Source organism: uncultured Sphingomonas sp. (genome assembly GCF_964235535.1).
Lineage (GTDB): Bacteria > Pseudomonadota > Alphaproteobacteria > Sphingomonadales > Sphingomonadaceae > Sphingomonas.
Genome location: NZ_CAXSBH010000002.1, coordinates 34,005 through 49,954, shown reverse-complemented (window position 1 = coordinate 49,954; position 15,950 = coordinate 34,005). Strand labels below are relative to the sequence as shown.

Genomic DNA, 15,950 nt, shown 5'->3' with positions numbered 1-15,950 from the left:
CTATCCCGGCCGAGGGGCACCCCACGAAGTAATTCTTCGAGGGGTGCCCCGGCGCAACGCAGCATACGACCGACGACGCGGCTTCGCCGCGGCGCTGCCCACCGGGTTAGAGACCGCCAAGCCACGCCGCGGCAAAGCCGCGTCGTCGAACGACAGGCGCGGTGCGGACCCGCGCCGTCGCCGGCCGGGCTTGCGCGAGTCCTGACGCGCGGCGCGTCAGGACTCGCTGCACCATTGTATTTTCACGGTCTGGTGAGGCATGCAAACCCACGTTGATTTCGAGGTGCCGATGCAGTCCGAGCCTGACGCCGTTTGGGAAGCCATGATCCTGTCGGATCCCGCGCCGATCTGCGCATTCGATACCGAATATCGGCTCACCGCGTTCAACCGGGCGCATAACGACGAGTTCCGGCGCGTAAACGGGTTCGACAGCAAGGTCGGCGACGTGTTCCCCGACCTGTTCGTCCCCGAACAGCGCCCCGTGATGCGCGCGTTGATGGCGCGTGCGCTGGCGGGGGAGGCGTTCACGGTCGTCGAGGAATTCGGGCGGCCCGAGCTGGGCGCGCCGCATTGGGCGATCCGCTATACGCCCATTCGCGGCGTCGACGGCGCGGTGATCGGCGCGTTCCACCGGGCGGAGGATGTCGGCGCGCGGGTGGAGCTGGAGGCCGAGCTGCGGCGGACGGTGGACCGGCTCGGCGAGTCGCGGGTGACCGAGGCCGCGGCGGTCGCGCTGGCCGACGAGCGCGGGCGCGACGGTCAGGCGGTCCGCGAAAGCGAGCTGCGGTTCCGCGCGATGGCCGACGGCGCGCCCGTCATGATCTGGGTCACGGACCCGACCGGCCATTGCACCTACCTCAACCGGCGTTGGTACGCGTTCACGGGCCAGGCGGCGGGCGCGGGCGAGGCGTATGGCTGGCTTGACGCGGTCCACCCCGAGGACCGTGCCATGGCGGAAGAGGCGTTCGTCTCCGCCAACGCGGCGGGGCGCGACTACCGCGTCGAGTTCCGCGTCCGAAGGGCCGACGGCACCTATCGCTGGGCGATCGACGCTGCGGCCGCTCGGTTCGACGAGGGCGGCGTGTTCCTGGGCTATGTCGGATCGATCATCGATATCGACGAGCGGCGGGAGATGGAGGTGGCGCTTCGCCTGACCACCGCGCGAGCGGAGCGCCTGGCCGCCGAGCGGGCCGCGATCCTGGGCCAGCTGGCCGAGGGGGTGATCGTCACCGACCGGGCGGGGCGGATCACCTTCGTCAACGAGGCGGCGGCGCGGCTGCACGGCGTGACGAGGCTGGATGTCGAGCCGGACGCCTATAGCGAGACGTATCACCTGCTGACGCTGGAGGGCGAGCCGTATCCGCCCGACCGGCTCCCGCTCGCGCGCGCGGTGCGGGACGGCGAGGTAGTGTTCGATGAGCGCTGGCGCATCCGCCGGCCCGGCGGCGACGAGGTGCTGGCCATCGGCGGGGCGCGGCCGGTGCTGGACGCGGCGGGCGGGCAAGTCGGCGCGGTGCTGACGCTGCGCGACGATACCGAGCGGTCGCGGAGCGAGGCGGCGATGCGCGAAAGCGAGGCGCGCTACCGGACGCTATTCGAGGCGATCGAGGCGGGGTTCTGCATCATCGAAATGAAGTTCGACGGGGACGGGCGGGCGGTGGACTACCGATTCGCCGAAATCAATCCGGCCTTCGAGGGGCAGACCGGCCTGCACGGCGCGGAAAACCGTTGGGCGTCGGAAGTCGCGCCCGGGCTGGAGCGGCATTGGTTCGACTTGTATGGCCGCGTCGCGACGACGGGCGAGCCTGCCCGCTTCGAGGAGGAGGCGGTGCCGCTCGGGCGCTGGTTCGACGTTCATGCGTTCCGGACGGGATCGGTGGCCGAGCCTCGCGTCGCGGTGCTGTTCAACGACATTACGGCGCGCAAGGAAGCCGAAAGGGCTCTGCACGCGCTGAACGCGCAGCTTGAGGAGCGCGTCTCGGAGCGCACCGCAGAACGTGACGGGGCGTGGCGGCTGTCGCAGGACCTGATGGCCGTCGCTAGCGGGGACGGCGCGCTCGCGGCGGTCAACACGGCCTGGACGGCGCTGCTGGGGTGGGAGTCGGACGAGCTCGTCGGCAGGCCCTTCGCCGAGTTCACGCATCCGGATGATCTCGAGGCGACACTGACGGCGTTCGCGGGCATCTTCGACACGCCGCTGACCACCCCGTTTGAATACCGCCTACGACACAAGGACGGCGGCTATTGCTGGTTCGCGTGGACGGGAGCGTTCGAGCGCGGCCGCGTCTATGCGAGCGGACGTCATACCACCCACGAGCGCGAGCAGGCCGAAGCGCTCGCCAAGGCGCAGGATGCGCTGCGCCAGGCACAGAAGATGGAGGCGGTGGGGCAGCTGACGGGCGGCATCGCGCACGACTTCAACAACATGCTGGCGGTGGTGATCGGATCGCTCGACCTGCTCGGGCGGCGGCTGGGGTCGGACGACGCGCGCGCCCGGCGCTATCTGGAAGCGGCGGGGGACGGCGCTCGGCGCGCGGCGCTCCTGACGCAGCGCCTGCTCGCCTTCTCGCGGCAGCAGCCGCTCCGGCCCGAGCCGGTCGACCCGGGCAGGCTGGTGACGGGGATGTCCGACCTGATCCGCGGGTCGATCGGCGGCGACATCCGGTTCGAGACGGTGCTGGCGGGCGGCGGCTGGCGCGCCAACGCCGACCCGAATCAGCTGGAGAACGTGCTGTTAAACCTGGCGGTCAATGCCCGCGACGCGATGCCGGGCGGCGGGCGGCTGACGATCGAGACGCAGAACGCGCATCTCGACGAGCGCTATGCGGCGGCGCATCCCGGCGTGCCGGCGGGGCAGTATGTGCTGATCGCCATGACCGACACGGGGTCGGGGATGCCCGAGGAGGTGATCGCCAAGGCGTTCGACCCGTTCTTCACCACCAAGGAGGTCGGCAAGGGGACGGGGCTGGGGCTGAGCCAGGCCTACGGCTTCGTCAAGCAGTCGGGCGGGCACCTGAAGATTTATTCCGAGCCCGGGCAGGGGACGACGGTGAAGGTCTATCTGCCGCGGCTGGTCGGGGCGGAGCACGGTTTCGAGACGGAGGAAGCGGTGCGCGCGCTGCCGCTGGGCGAGCGCGAGGAGCTGGTGCTGGTCGTCGAGGACGAGCCCGCCGTCCGCCGCTTCAGCGTCGACGCCCTGACCGAGCTTGGCTACCGCGTGGTCGAGGCTGACGGCGCGGCGGCGGCGCTTCGCCTGCTGGACGAGCATCCCGAGATCGCGCTGATGTTCACCGATGTGGTGATGCCCGACGTGAACGGCGCGAAGCTGGCCGACGAGGCGCGGCGGCGCAGGCCGGAGCTGAGAGTGCTGTTCACGACGGGCTACACGCGGAACGCGGTGGTGCATAACGGCGTGCTCGACCCGGGGGTGGAGCTGATCGGCAAGCCGTTCACGATCGAGGAACTGGCGGCCAAGGTGCGCGCGGTGCTGGATGCGCCCGACCATACGCCGTCGCCGGTGGCGGGGTAGATCGGCTCGCCCGGTCAGGCGGCGTTGTCGATCCCGAGCTCCCCCAGCTTTCGGTACAGGGTCGACCGCCCGATCCCCAGCCTGCGCGCGACCTCGGTCATCCTGCCCCGGTAGTGGCCGATCGCGAGGCGGATGACGTCGGCCTCGATCTCCTCCAGGGCGCGCATGTTGCCGTCCGGGCGGAAGAGCGTGACGCCGCCGCCGCCGGGCGGGACGGTCATGACGCCGACCGCGCCGCCGATCCCGGCCGGGCCGCGCACGGCGGCGGCGGCGATCTGGGGGAAGTCGGCCCGGGTGAGCGCGGCGCCCTCGCACAGCACGGCGGCGCGGAAGAGCACATTTTGGAGCTGACGGACGTTGCCGGGCCAGCCGTATCCGCCGAGTAGCTGTAGCGCATCGTCGGTCACGCCCAGCGGGCGCAGGCCCGGCTGCTGCGCGATCCGCGCGAGCAGGTGACGGGTGAGCGCCGGGATGTCGCCGGCGCGCTCGCGTAAGGGGGGAATCGTTACGGGGACGACGTTCAGTCGGTAATACAGATCCTCGCGAAAACGCCCGGCCTCGACCTCCTCGATCAGCTTTTTGTCGGTGGCGGCGATGACTCGGACATCGACGGCGCGGGGGTGGCGCGCGCCCAGGGGCAGGATCTCGCCCGATTGCAGCACGCCGAGCAGCTTGACCTGCGAGTCGAGCGGCATCTCGCCGATCTCGTCGAGGAACAGCGTGCCGCCGTCGGCGTCGACGAACCGTCCGATCTTGCGCTCGAACGCCCCGGTGAACGCGCCCTTCTCGTGACCGAACAACTCCGACTCGATCAGATTGGGCGGCAGCGCGCCGCAATTGACGGCGACCATGGGTTTCTTCGCGCGGGGGCTCGCGGCATGGATCGCCTCGGCGACCACCTCCTTGCCGACGCCCGACTCGCCCTCGACCAGGACGGGGATGCGCGCGCGGGCGGCCTTGGCGGCGATGGCGAGCGCGGCGCGGAACTCGGGAGCGGAGCCGACAATTTCGTTGAAGGCGAGGAGGGCGGGGATCTTTTCGGTGAGCGGGCGGAGCTCGCCCGCGGCGGTGTCGGCGACGGCGGCCTCGAGGGCGGCGAGCAGGCGGTCGGGGGCGAGCGGCTTGACCAGGAAGTCGGTCGCCCCGGCGCGCATCGCGGAGACGGCGGCGGCAACCGAGCCGTTGGCGGTGAGCATGAGGATGGGAAGCGCGGGGCGACGCATGCGGAGTTCGGCGATGAGTCCGGGCGCGGTCATCTTGCCCCCGTCGGTGGCGTCGGCGTCCTCCTCCTCCCCGGCGGCGGCCCAATAGTCGAGCAGGACCGCATCGAGCTGCATCCCGTCCTGGGTGCCAAGCGTGGCGATCGCCTGTTCGGCCTCGGCGGCGAAGATGGCGCGCCACCCGGCACGCGCGGCGAGCGCGGCAACCAAGCGGCGCTGGGCGGGCTCGTCGTCGATCAGGAGCAGCAGGCGCTGGCCGTTGCGCGTCATTCGGTGGTCACCCCGTGGTTCGACCTCCGCCTGTACGCGCGCGGCGGTAAAGGGCTGCTTAAGCGCGGCGGCGCGGGGTTGAGCGTGAAGCGGGTCGCCCCTAGGATGCATGATCCAATCCTTTTCGGAACCGGACCGATGGCCCAAAACAACGACCTGAAGAGTCACGAGCATACATATTCACGTATGATGACGATGTTCAAATACGGTACGATGGCAGTGGTGGTCATCGCCGCGCTGGTCATCTGGCTGATTTCGTAGCCTCGTGAGGATCGCCGTCCTCACCGAGCGCGCGGACGGCGAGCGCCGCGTCGCCGCGACGCCGGAGACCGTGCGCAGGCTCATGGCGCTGGGCGCGACGGTGGCGGTCGAGTCGGGGGCCGGCCTACACGCCTCGTTCGACGATGCGGGCTTTGCCGCGGCGGGCGCGGAGGTCGGCGAGCGGGCGGCGGTGCTGCGCGGGGCGGACGTGGTGCTGGGCGTGCAGGGACCTGATCCCGCCGGGCTGGCGGGGGCGTCGTCCGGCGCGTGGGTGGTAGCGACGATGAACCCGTTCGGCGACGGCGGGCGGGCACGGGTCGACGGCTATGCGGCGGCGGGGCTCGAGGCGTTGGCGATGGACCTGATGCCGCGCATCACGCGCGCGCAGGGGATGGACGTGCTGAGCTCGCAGTCCAACCTGTCCGGGTACAAGGCGGTGCTCGACGCCGCGGCCGAGTATGGCCGCGCATTCCCGATGATGATGACCGCGGCGGGGACGGTGTCGGCGGCGCGTGTGTTCGTGATGGGGGTGGGCGTTGCCGGGCTCCAGGCGATCGCGACCGCCCGGCGGCTGGGCGCGCAGGTATCGGCGACCGACGTGCGATCGGCCACGCGCGAGCAGATCATGAGCCTGGGCGCCAAGCCGGTGTTCGTCGAGGGGGTGGCGGGGATCGAGGGCGAAGGTGCCGGCGGCTATGCGGGCGAGACCAGTCCCGAGTATCAGGCAGCGCAGGCGGCGCTCGTGTCGGGGCACATCGCCAAGCAGGACATCGTCATCACCACCGCGCTGATCCCCGGGCGCGCCGCGCCCCGGCTGGTGTCGGACGCGCAGCTCGCGACGATGCGCGCAGGCTCGGTCGTGGTCGACCTGGCGGTCGAGCAAGGCGGCAACGTCGAGGGGTCGGTACCGGGCGAGGTGACGACACGGCACGGGGTGCGCGTGGTCGGCCACCGCAACGTGCCGAGCCGGTTGGCGGCGGACGCGTCGGCGTTGTACGCGCGCAACCTGTTCAATCTCCTGAGCGCGTTCTGGGACAAAGAGGCGGGCCGGCCGGTGCTGGACGCGGAGATCGGCGACGCGATCCGGCTGACCAGGGGCGGGGCAGTGGTGAATGCGCGGTTGCTCGGGTAAGTCGGCGTGACGGCGGCTGACAAGCTATTTGATCGTATGAGAGCCAACCCTCTCGATTGGAGGATCGACGATGTGGCCTCTCTTTGTCGGGCGGAAGGGATCGCTTGCACACCGCCGCGCAACGGATCACATTTCAAAGTGAAGCACGACCTCATGCCCGACATACTGACGATCCCGGCGCATCGGCCCATCAAGCCGATCTATATTCGGGAGTTGGTTCGGTTCGTCGAGGCGGTTCGGGAGACACGTCGATGAGGCCGCAGGATTACGAGATCGACATCCGCCCCCTCACGCTTGAGGACGGCGGCGGCTTCGTGGCAACCGCGCCCGAGCTGCCCGGGTGCCGGTCGGACGGGGAGACGCCGGAGGAAGCCTTACGCAACGGCTACGACGCGGTGGCATGTTGGATCGAAGCGGCGACCGAGATGGGTCGACGAGTTCCAGCACCGCGCGTTTTGGCCGCTTGAAGGATGGCCGGCGGCTGGAAGGCGGCGCGCGCAGCCGTGAACCGCAGGATCGATAGGATGATCGTGACGACCGTGCTGGTCGCGTCATCGATCGGTTCGCTGTTGGGCGCTACGGTGGCGTTGGCTGTGTGCGAATTGTTGGAGCGCTGAGATCATGACCTTCATCGCGATACTGTCGATCTTCGTGCTGGCGTGTTTCGTCGGGTATTTCGTGGTGTGGGCGGTGACGCCGGCGCTGCATACGCCGTTGATGGCGGTGACGAACGCGATCTCTTCGGTGATCATCGTGGGGGCGCTGGTCGCGTCGGCCGCGCAGGGGTCGCCGGTGGCGAAGGGATTGGGGCTGCTGGCGGTGGTGCTGGCGAGCGTCAACATCTTCGGGGGGTTCGCGGTAACGGCGCGGATGCTCGCCATGTACAAGAAGAAGGAACGGCCGGTCGCGAAGTGAGCGGTGTGGCGGGGGGACGGTAGATGCACGAAGTCGCGGGCGATCCTTACGTGGCGCTGGCCTATCTGGTCGCGGGCGTATGCTTCATCCTATCGCTTCGCGGGCTGTCGAGCCCCGTGTCGAGCCAGCGGGGGAACCGGCTGGGGATGATCGGGATGGCGATCGCGGTCGTGACGACGCTCGTCACGCATGAGATCGCGTCGCTACCCGAGATCCTTGTCGCGATCGCGATCGGCGCGGCGATCGGGCTGGTCACCGCGCGGCGGATCGCGATGACGGCCATGCCGCAGTTGGTGGCGGCGTTCCATTCGCTGGTGGGCTTGGCGGCGGTGCTGGTGGGGGCGGCGGCGTATCTGAACCCGGTCGCGTTCGGGATCGCGGAGGTGGTCGCGCGCGGGATCGTACCGATGCCCGGGCTGGGTCCGATCACGGGCGGTGCGCTGACGATGATCGAACCGGTCAGCCGGATCGAGCTGGGCCTAGGCGTCGCGATCGGCGCGCTGACCTTTTCGGGTTCGATAATCGCCTTCCTGAAACTGAACGGCAATATGGGGGGCAAGCCGCTCCTGTTGCCCGGGCGGCACCTGGTCAATCTGGCGCTGCTGGCGGGGATCGTCGGGCTTATCGCATGGTTCACGCAGGACCAGGCCCCGTGGATCTTCTGGACGATCGTGCTGCTGAGCTTCGCGATCGGGTTCCTGCTGATCGTGCCGATCGGCGGGGCGGACATGCCGGTCGTGGTCAGCATGCTAAACAGCTATTCGGGCTGGGCGGCGGCGGCGATGGGATTCACGCTGGGCAACACCGCGATGATCATCACGGGCGCGCTGGTCGGGGCGTCAGGCGCGATCTTGAGCTACATCATGTGCCGGGCGATGAACCGGAGCTTCATCTCGGTGATCGCGGGCGGGTTCGGCGCGGTGGCGGATACGAGCGGCGGGGGCGGCGCGGTCGACCGGCCGTGGAAGCGCGGGTCGGCGGAGGATGCGGCATTCCTGATGAAGGAGGCCGAGCAGGTCGTCATCGTGCCGGGTTACGGCATGGCCGTCGCGCAGGCGCAGCATGCGCTGCGCGAGATGGGCGACCGCCTGAAAGCGGAGGGCGTGCGCGTGAAGTACGCTATCCACCCGGTCGCGGGGCGGATGCCGGGGCACATGAACGTGCTGCTCGCCGAAGCGAACGTGCCTTATGACGAGGTGTTCGAGCTGGAGGACATCAATTCCGACTTCGCGCAGACCGACGTCGCTTTCGTGATCGGCGCGAACGATGTGACCAACCCGGCGGCCAAGACCGACAGGACCTCGCCGATCTACGGCATGCCCGTGCTCGATGTGGAGCGCGCGCGGACGGTGCTGTTCATCAAGCGGTCGATGGGAGGCGTCGGCTATGCGGGCGTCGATAACGAACTGTTCTACCGCGACAACACGATGATGCTGCTCGCGGACGCCAAGAAGATGGTCGAAGAGATCGTGAAGGCGCTAGGCTGACCGAAGGGCCAGGCGGAGCCGAAACGGGCTTGATCCAAAGCGGAGCGGGTTCAGGTGGCACGGGCATGGGACAGCGGGGAGGGTTCGGTCATGGCCGATCCTCGCGACCCCGACCCCGCCCGCTTCGACGCCGCGCTGATCGGCGGCGACCTGTCGCGCGGCGAGGCCGCGGTCTCGGCGGCGGGAGGCCGCGTGGTCGCGCGGCTGGGCTGGGGCGAAGCGCTGGGGCCGGAAGGCAGCGGCGAGCGGCGTCCCGTGCTGGTCGTCGAAGCGGAGGGGGCGGACGAGATCGTGCTTGCGCAGGCGCTGCCCGCGATCGCCGAAGCGGCGGAGGCGTTCCGGTGCGCGGTCGTGGCCGCGTTCGATGCGGTATCGATCGATGTGGTCGCGGCGAATCTGTGGGGGCCGCGGGTCGAGCTGTTATGCCAGCCGAACCCAGCCGAGCGCGCGGCGGCGCTGTCGCGCGCCGCGGTGGAACCCGAACCGCCGGCCGGTGTGCGCGAGGGCGACGACGAAGCGGCCGGCGGGTTCGAGGCCGAACCGCCTTCGGATGCGGACGGCGATGCCGAACTGGATGCGGCGGCGATACGCCGGGCGATCAGAGCCAGGCGCATGCGCGGGAGCTTCTTCGCACCGGGGCTGTTCTCCGACCCCGCGTGGGACATGCTGCTCGATCTATACGCCGCCGAGGCGGAGGACATGCCGGTGTCGGTATCGAGCCTGTGCATCGCCTCGGCGGTGGCGCCCACCACGGCGCTCCGCTGGATCGCGCGGCTCACCGAGGACGGGCTGCTCGACCGTCGTCCCGACGCGACCGACCGCAGGCGGGCGTTCATGGCGCTGACCGAAGTCGCGCGGATCGGAATGCGGCGCTATTTGGTGAGCCTTAGACGCGCGGGACTGGCGATCGGGTAGTTGCGTCGTGTCGCCTGCTTGGGCATGGAGCAGCCAAGGGCGCTTAGCTCAGTTGGTAGAGCGCTTCCTTTACACGGAAGATGTCGGCGGTTCGAGCCCGTCAGCGCCCACCACGGCCTTAATAGGTGATGAGCTTTATCTTGTCGCCGGCGCGCAGTGGAGCGTCCGGCGCGAGGCGGTTGAGCACGAGGAACCGGTCGAGCTGCGCGTCGGGGTAGGCCATACGGCGGCTGAGGCTCTGGGACGTATCGCCCGCGCGAACGGTCGCGACGCGCACAAAGCGGGGTTTGACGGCGGCCGACTCGGCGCGCGCCAGGCGGCGGAGCGAGCCAAACGCGGGCTCCAGCGCGGACGCTTGGCCAAGCGCGGCGAAATGGACGGCCTGGGTCGGCGACAGTTGGTAGGCGAAGACGACGACCTCGACCTGGGTTTGGCCGCTAGTTGCGCGGAATTGGGTGTAGGCGGCGGGGATGCCGTTCACCGTCGTCCGCTCCGAAGCGGGCGCGGCCGACGCGCCGAGCGAGCGCACGACGCTCGCGATATAGGCGTCTAGGTCGCCCGAGAAGGGCGCGGCCGAGAACTCCGCCTGGACGCCTTGCCCCGCGATCCGGACCGCGCGGGTGGTGTTGGACAGCGTGAAACCCTGCGGCACCTCGAAGGCGAGCCCGAGCGCGGGGTGGACGAAGCGGCGACCCTCGACCACGCCGCCGGACGGGTTCTCGCCGTACATCATGCCATCGATCGCGGCGAGGAAGGAGTCGCGGTTGCGGGCCGCAGCCGGGGCGGAAGCGGCTCCGACGCGGGCGGCCTGCTGTTCGGCGTTGCGGACACGCTGGCCGGGGTCGGGATGAGTGCTGGCCCAGCGCGGCGTCGCCGATTGCCCCTGGCCGGTCAGCTCACCCTGAAGCGACGTTTGATCGGCGAGCGACTCGAGCATGGTCGACAGCGCCAGCGGGTCGTAGCCCGATCCCGCGAGATAACGGATGCCGAGATTGTCCGACTCGGTCTCCTGCCCACGCGAGAAGCCCAGCGTATCCATTTGGAAGAGGGTGGGCGCACCGCGGGCGGCAAGGCCGGCGAGCCCCGAATTGCCGAATATCGCGCCGATGCCGAGCTGACCGAGCGCGCCGAGCACCGAATTACGCGTGGCGCGCTGCTGACGGCCGCGGCTGTGGCGCGCCGCGACATGCGCGACCTCATGACCCAGGACGGCCGCGAGCTCAGCCTCATCGTTCATGAGCGCGACCAGATTGCGCGTGACGTAAATATAGCCGCCGGGGATCGCGAAGGCATTGTCGACAGGGCTGTCGAGAAGGGTCACGTTGAACGCGGTCGGGCTCGCGCTGAGGCCGGAACGAGTGGCGACGCGGCGGCCGACCTGCTCCACATAGGCCGCCTGACGGCCGGTGAGCGCGCCGCCATATTCGGCGGTGATTGAGGCGTTTGTGGTCGCGCCCTGTTGCCGCTCACGCGCGGTGATCGGCGCGACACGGCCTGATTGAAGCGCGTCCGACTGGGCGAAGGCGGGGGTGGCGAGGAGAAGGGCGAACGGAATACAGATACGCATGAGGGCGAAACATCCGCGAGCGTAACGAGTTCCCCCGGCCGACCCGGAGTCAGCCCAGAGCCCGCACCAACCTGACCGCGCGCGCGATCCAGGGCGGGTCGACTACGACCTGCTGCCGCTCCCCATGGGCGGGCGGCAGGATCGACAGGCTTACCGCGCCGTCTGGGCCCTCGTCGCGCGCGAGCAGGCGGCCGAACAGGAAGCGGCCCGCGGGGCGAGGGACGAGCACGTCGCGGCCGAGCGCCGCCGCGAACCGGTCGGGGAGCAGCGTCTCGCACCAGATCTCGTCGCCCGCGCGGTGATCGCCGACGCCCGCGGTCGCGACCACCGCGACGAAGCCTGGGGCTGGGGCGGGCGGGACGACGAGCCGCGCGCGGCGGGGCGCGTGTGCGCCGTCGCCGTCCAGCAACGCGGCGACGGGCAGGTCGACACGGTCGGGCAAGCGAACCAGATCGGCGGGCACGACATCCAGCGCCGTCGCGATCCGGCGAAGCCAGGCGAGCGATACGGTGCGCGTGCCGCATTCCAGCCGACCGATCGTCTGGGGCGTGGTGGGCGGCGTACAGGCGCCCGCGACCTCGTCGAGCGTCATACCCTTGGCGCGGCGAACCTCGCGGATGGCGGTGATCATCGTATCTTCCAACCAAGATGGTTTTCACTCTGTCCTACAGGATCGCGGCCATGGCAAGCCCGCCCGCGACTCGGATGGGAGAACGACGGATGCGGCGGGAACTGGCGGAGCGGACGGTGGAGGGGCGACGCGTCCAGGTGAACATGGCCGAGTCGCCGCTGGGTTGGCTGGCGTCGCGCGGGCTGGTGAGCCCGCGCCAGCTGGCGGCGGGCGAGCGGCTGCGCGCCGATTACGAACGGGCGGCGCTGGCGCCGAGCGTAACGATGCGCTGGAGCCCACGGGTCGACGGCGGCGGTGGCGCGGCCGATCCCACGACGGCGCGGATCGCGGCCAAGCGCCGGTTCGACGCGGTGATGGCGGCGGCGGGGCCGGGTCTGCAGGATGTGGCGTGGCGCGTGATCTGCGCGGGCGAAGGCCTGCCGGTGGCGGAAAAGGCGCTCGGCTGGCCCGCGCGCGCCGGGCGGCTGGTGCTGCTGCTCGCGCTCGACCGGATGGCGGACCATTACGGGCCGGGGTGAGGGGAGAAGCGCCCAGAATGTTGCGGGTTCTGGGTGGTTCAAACAGTCATGGATCAATCAACGTTTTTGGAACGCGTGTTCTTGTTCCGAAGGCGGACTCACTCGGCACTGCGGCAGGTCCAAGTTCCTCGTCACTCGCTTGTGTCCAAAGCGGCATCACCGTCTCCAGCAACCCTAACGCCCCTTGTCTTGCCGGCACTTGTTTTCACGCGCCGACGATCAGCTCATTCCCCAGGCCGCTAGAGGCACCGAGCCATCACAGGATGAGGAAGTCCGCCACCGTCAGGTCGAGATTGGGCGACAGCCGTGCGAACAACAGGATCGAGCCGGTCAGATCTCCAAAGCTGCCGTTCGCATCATAGTGGAGTTCCCCGCTTACCGGATTGTAGATGATGCGATGTTCGGGCGTCGTCGCCGCCGCGCCGATTGCGAAGCGCGATGGATCGAGCGCGCCAGGGGCGAGATCGGTCGTGATATTGCGGATGAGTCTTATCGTGTCGGTGAGGGGATCGAAGTCGGTGACGCTGTTCGGCGCCGTCTGCGAATTCGTGCCCGGCTGGCGTGTGCGGATCGGCAGGTCGAAGCTGTCCGCGCCCGCGCCGCCCGTCAGTCTCGAGAACAGTTCGCCGATCAGCCGATCATCGCCCGGTCCGCCATCCATCGCGCTTCCGCCCGAGAGCAGGTCGTTCCCGGCACCGCCGCTAAACCGGCCGGTTTGCACGGTTACGAAGTTCCCCGTGACGGGCGAACGGATGATCACATCGTCGAATGCCGTTCCGATGATGGCCGGGGGTGGGATACCGGAAATGTTTGGCACTATGGGTGGTTCGCCGATCAGGAGCGTCCCGTTCGCGGCGAAGAAGCCTTGGTCCGGGCGCGTCACCAAGCCCTGATCGAGTTGCGAGAAGTCGAATATGCCGGGCGCGGTAGCGTCGGTGAAGCCGATCTGCGGCGCGGAGCCCGACGTAGTATTCGGCCCGAATACCAAGTTGAACCGCTGCGACCCATCCGAGACCGGGAAGCCGAAGATGAAGCCGGTCGCGCTTGGGAAGGTGGTCGCCAGCGACGTGCCGGATCCCGTCGCGTTGCCGATAAGGAATGTGCCGGGCGTCGTCACGCGAACCGTGCCCTCCACCGGCGTGGGCGCGACCGTAAAGCGCAGGTCGGCGAGCGCGATGCCGCCTGAGAGCGTCGCGAAGCCGATCGCGACGCCGGCACCGTTCCCGTCGGCGTCGAAGGACAGCGCGCCCGTCGCGGGGTCATAGACGATCCGGTCGTCCGCATCCGCCGCGACCGCGCCATAAGCAAGAGCTCCCGCCGTCAACGCTCCGACGGCCAAGCCGCCGAATGCGACCGAGTCGAGCTGGATCACATCCGCCCCGACGCCGTAATCGGCCACGCGGTCGACGACGCCTCCGGTCGGTACGGACGAGAAACGGAAGATGTCGGCTCCGGCCAGCCCGATCAGCGTGTCGCCGGCTGCGCCGCCATCAAGCAGGTTCGCACCGGAATTGCCGATCAGAACGTTCGCCAGCTCGTTGCCGAACAGGTTGATCGCGTCCGTGGCCGTGTGCTGCACGGTGGAGAGCGTTTCCACCTCGCTGCTCGCCGCAAGACGGTGATCGCCGCTGGTGAAGACGATGTCCTGCCCGCCGCCGCCGCTTTCCCGGACGACATCGCGGACCCCGTATACGCGATAGGTATCGTCGCCCGCCAAACCGATCAGCGTGTCGCCCGCCTGCCCGCGGCGACCATCGAGCACGTTGGCACCGAAGTTGCCGATCAGCGTCTGGCTGACCTCGTTGCCCTGAAGGTTGATCGCGGCGGTGTCGGCGTGGACGGCGGTGGACAGCGTCTCGATCGCGACGCCGGCCCCAAGGACGTAGCTGGCGGTCGTGTAGAGAAGGTCGGTGCCTTGGGTCGCCAACTCCGTCACGGTCTCTCCCTGACCGAGCACGAGATAGACGTCGTCGCCCAGCCCGCCCTCCAACGTATCGGCCCCGCCCGCCCCGTTGATCACGTCGGCCCGGTCGCCGCCGCGGATGATCTGCGCGATACGGTTGCCGGTCAGCACCGCGCTCAGTCCCCCGGCGGGATTGCTCACCCCGAGGAATTCGATCGACGCATCGGACGCGAGCGTGAAGTTGGCTGGGGTGAAGAGCCGGTCGAACCCCTCCCCGACATTCTCGATCACCCGGTCGGTCGCGTCGCGGACGAAGTAGGTATCGTCACCAAACAGGCCGAGCAGCACGTCGCTCCCGCCTCCGCCGACGATGATATTGTCGCCGTAATTGCCGATGATGGTCTGCGCGGCCACGTTGCCCGTCAGATTGATCGACTCGGTGCCCGCATGGACCGCAGTCGACAGGAACTCGACCGAGGCGTTCCTCAAATCGTAGCTCGTGAACGTCAATACCCGATCATAACCACCCCGACCGGAATCGAACAGATCGTTGGTCACGGTGGTCGGGTCGTAGATGATGTAGGTGTCGTCGCCGCGCCCACCCACCAGCGTGTCGCCCGGATCGCCAAAGAGCGTATCTGGACCATCGGTGCCGATGACGATCTTGGGCATAGGAACCTCCAGGTGATAGGCTTGGCTATTCGGTTCGGAATGCGCGCGCAAGTTGCGCCACCCTGAGTCGGCTTCGTGCCCTGAATATGAAGGTCAGACTTTCCCATGTCGTTGAAGGAGATGCGTCCCGAGCTTTGATCAGCTCGCCCTTGGTCATCCTACTCCGCCTTGTCGAAGGTGACGCGGATGCGGACCCAGGCGCCGACCAGCGCGCGGCCGCCGATGCGGGGCGGGCGGACGCGGAACTGCCAGGCGGCCTGGCGCATCGCGCGCGCCAGGCCGGAGCCGACGGGCGATTCGTCCAGAGCGCGGCAGTTCTCGACCTCGAAGCGCGGGGCGGTGCGGCAGGCGATGGTGGCCCAGCCGCCGGGCGGCGCGCCGGTCGGGGGCAGGTATCCGGTCAGCTGCGCGCGGGTGGGCTCGGTCTGCCACTGAGCGTTGAAGAGGCGTTCGCCGCCGGGGCCCTCGCCCGGGCCGTAGGCGGACGCCGTGTCCGCGTCCCCCGTCGCTCCGTCGGCAGCGCCCGCCTCAACGCTTTTTGGAAGCTTGCCGATGTCGCTGCGGGCGAACTGATCGCCGCGCAGGATCAGCATGTCGGGAAAAGGTGGCGCGGGCGTGGCGGACATTCTGGGGATAGGCGGCGGCGATGGGGATGCCGCAGCGGGCGGCGGTGCGCCGGCGGCAGCGCGTTCGGTGGCGGCGACCGGCTTCGTGCGTGCGCCGGCCGTCCGGGTCGGGGTTGTAACATCGAAGGTGTTCAGGTCGGACTCTGGCGGGCGGACCGGGGACGGAAGCAGGCCGAGCCGCATGAGCGCGAGCACGATGAGCGCGACCAGGAGGAGGGACAGGAGGAGCGACGACCCTCGCCTCCGCCAGTCCCGGTCGGGCCGGTATGCGTGTTCGGGGGCGGACCGCATCGGCGGGCGGCCT

General features: G+C 69.3%; 14 protein-coding genes and 1 tRNA gene. 10 read left to right on the top strand and 5 right to left on the bottom strand.

Translation table 11 applies throughout. The annotated features are described in order from the left end of the window. The first annotated feature begins 259 nt into the window (after positions 1-259). Positions 260-3,529: a PAS domain S-box protein gene (locus ACFE7F_RS01575; RefSeq protein ID WP_375402082.1), complete on the top strand. Its 3,270-nt coding sequence runs from the start codon at positions 260-262 to the stop codon at positions 3,527-3,529. 14 nt (positions 3,530-3,543) lie between these two features. On the opposite strand, the gene ACFE7F_RS01570 is transcribed toward ACFE7F_RS01575, so the two are convergent. Continuing rightward, positions 3,544-5,019, bottom strand: a complete 1,476-nt coding sequence (locus ACFE7F_RS01570) for a sigma-54-dependent transcriptional regulator (RefSeq protein WP_375402081.1) — start codon at positions 5,017-5,019, stop codon at positions 3,544-3,546. Between the two features lie 3 nt (positions 5,020-5,022). On the opposite strand from ACFE7F_RS01570, the gene ACFE7F_RS01565 reads away from it, so the two are divergent. From ACFE7F_RS01565 to ACFE7F_RS01530, 8 genes are all read left to right on the top strand, one after another. Continuing rightward, complete coding sequence (locus ACFE7F_RS01565; protein ID WP_375402080.1) at positions 5,023-5,280, top strand: aa3-type cytochrome c oxidase subunit IV; 258 nt, start codon at positions 5,023-5,025, stop codon at positions 5,278-5,280. 4 nt (positions 5,281-5,284) lie between these two features. Then, on the top strand, positions 5,285-6,412 hold the full coding sequence (locus ACFE7F_RS01560; RefSeq protein WP_375402079.1) for an NAD(P) transhydrogenase subunit alpha: 1,128 nt from the start codon (positions 5,285-5,287) through the stop codon (positions 6,410-6,412). Between the two features lie 251 nt (positions 6,413-6,663). Continuing rightward, the gene (locus ACFE7F_RS01555; RefSeq protein WP_375402078.1) at positions 6,664-6,879 is read left to right on the top strand and encodes a type II toxin-antitoxin system HicB family antitoxin; all 216 of its coding nucleotides are present in this window, start codon (positions 6,664-6,666) and stop codon (positions 6,877-6,879) included. A 3-nt stretch (positions 6,880-6,882) separates the two neighbouring features. Continuing rightward, a complete protein-coding gene (locus ACFE7F_RS01550) occupies positions 6,883-7,029 on the top strand; it encodes a hypothetical protein (RefSeq protein ID WP_375402077.1) in 147 nt (48 codons plus the stop codon). Between the two features lie 4 nt (positions 7,030-7,033). Then, a complete protein-coding gene (locus tag ACFE7F_RS01545; RefSeq protein ID WP_375402076.1) occupies positions 7,034-7,327 on the top strand; it encodes an NAD(P) transhydrogenase subunit alpha in 294 nt (97 codons plus the stop codon). A gap of 23 nt (positions 7,328-7,350) precedes the next feature. Continuing rightward, positions 7,351-8,814, top strand: coding sequence for an NAD(P)(+) transhydrogenase (Re/Si-specific) subunit beta (locus ACFE7F_RS01540; protein ID WP_375402075.1), 1,464 nt, complete (start codon positions 7,351-7,353; stop codon positions 8,812-8,814). Positions 8,815-8,904: 90 nt separating this feature from the next. Then, entirely contained in the window at positions 8,905-9,729 is an 825-nt protein-coding gene (locus ACFE7F_RS01535; RefSeq protein ID WP_375402074.1) for a winged helix DNA-binding protein, read from the top strand. A gap of 37 nt (positions 9,730-9,766) precedes the next feature. Next, positions 9,767-9,842 (top strand) — tRNA-Val (locus tag ACFE7F_RS01530). Between the two features lie 5 nt (positions 9,843-9,847). Here ACFE7F_RS01530 and ACFE7F_RS01525 read toward each other — a convergent pair. Together ACFE7F_RS01525 and ACFE7F_RS01520 are read right to left on the bottom strand one after the other, a co-directional pair. Then, entirely contained in the window at positions 9,848-11,296 is a 1,449-nt protein-coding gene (locus tag ACFE7F_RS01525) for a M48 family metalloprotease (RefSeq protein ID WP_375402073.1), read from the bottom strand. Between the two features lie 49 nt (positions 11,297-11,345). Then, entirely contained in the window at positions 11,346-11,927 is a 582-nt protein-coding gene (locus ACFE7F_RS01520; protein WP_375402072.1) for a helix-turn-helix domain-containing protein, read from the bottom strand. Between the two features lie 50 nt (positions 11,928-11,977). On the opposite strand from ACFE7F_RS01520, the gene ACFE7F_RS01515 reads away from it, so the two are divergent. Further along, complete coding sequence (locus tag ACFE7F_RS01515) at positions 11,978-12,445, top strand: DUF6456 domain-containing protein (protein ID WP_375402071.1); 468 nt, start codon at positions 11,978-11,980, stop codon at positions 12,443-12,445. 256 nt (positions 12,446-12,701) lie between these two features. Here ACFE7F_RS01515 and ACFE7F_RS01510 read toward each other — a convergent pair whose 3' ends face one another. Then, positions 12,702-15,020, bottom strand: a complete 2,319-nt coding sequence (locus tag ACFE7F_RS01510) for a beta strand repeat-containing protein (RefSeq protein WP_375402070.1) — start codon at positions 15,018-15,020, stop codon at positions 12,702-12,704. A 158-nt stretch (positions 15,021-15,178) separates the two neighbouring features. Beyond that, on the bottom strand, positions 15,179-15,937 hold the full coding sequence (locus ACFE7F_RS01505) for a hypothetical protein (RefSeq protein ID WP_375402069.1): 759 nt from the start codon (positions 15,935-15,937) through the stop codon (positions 15,179-15,181). Positions 15,938-15,950: the final 13 nt, after the last annotated feature.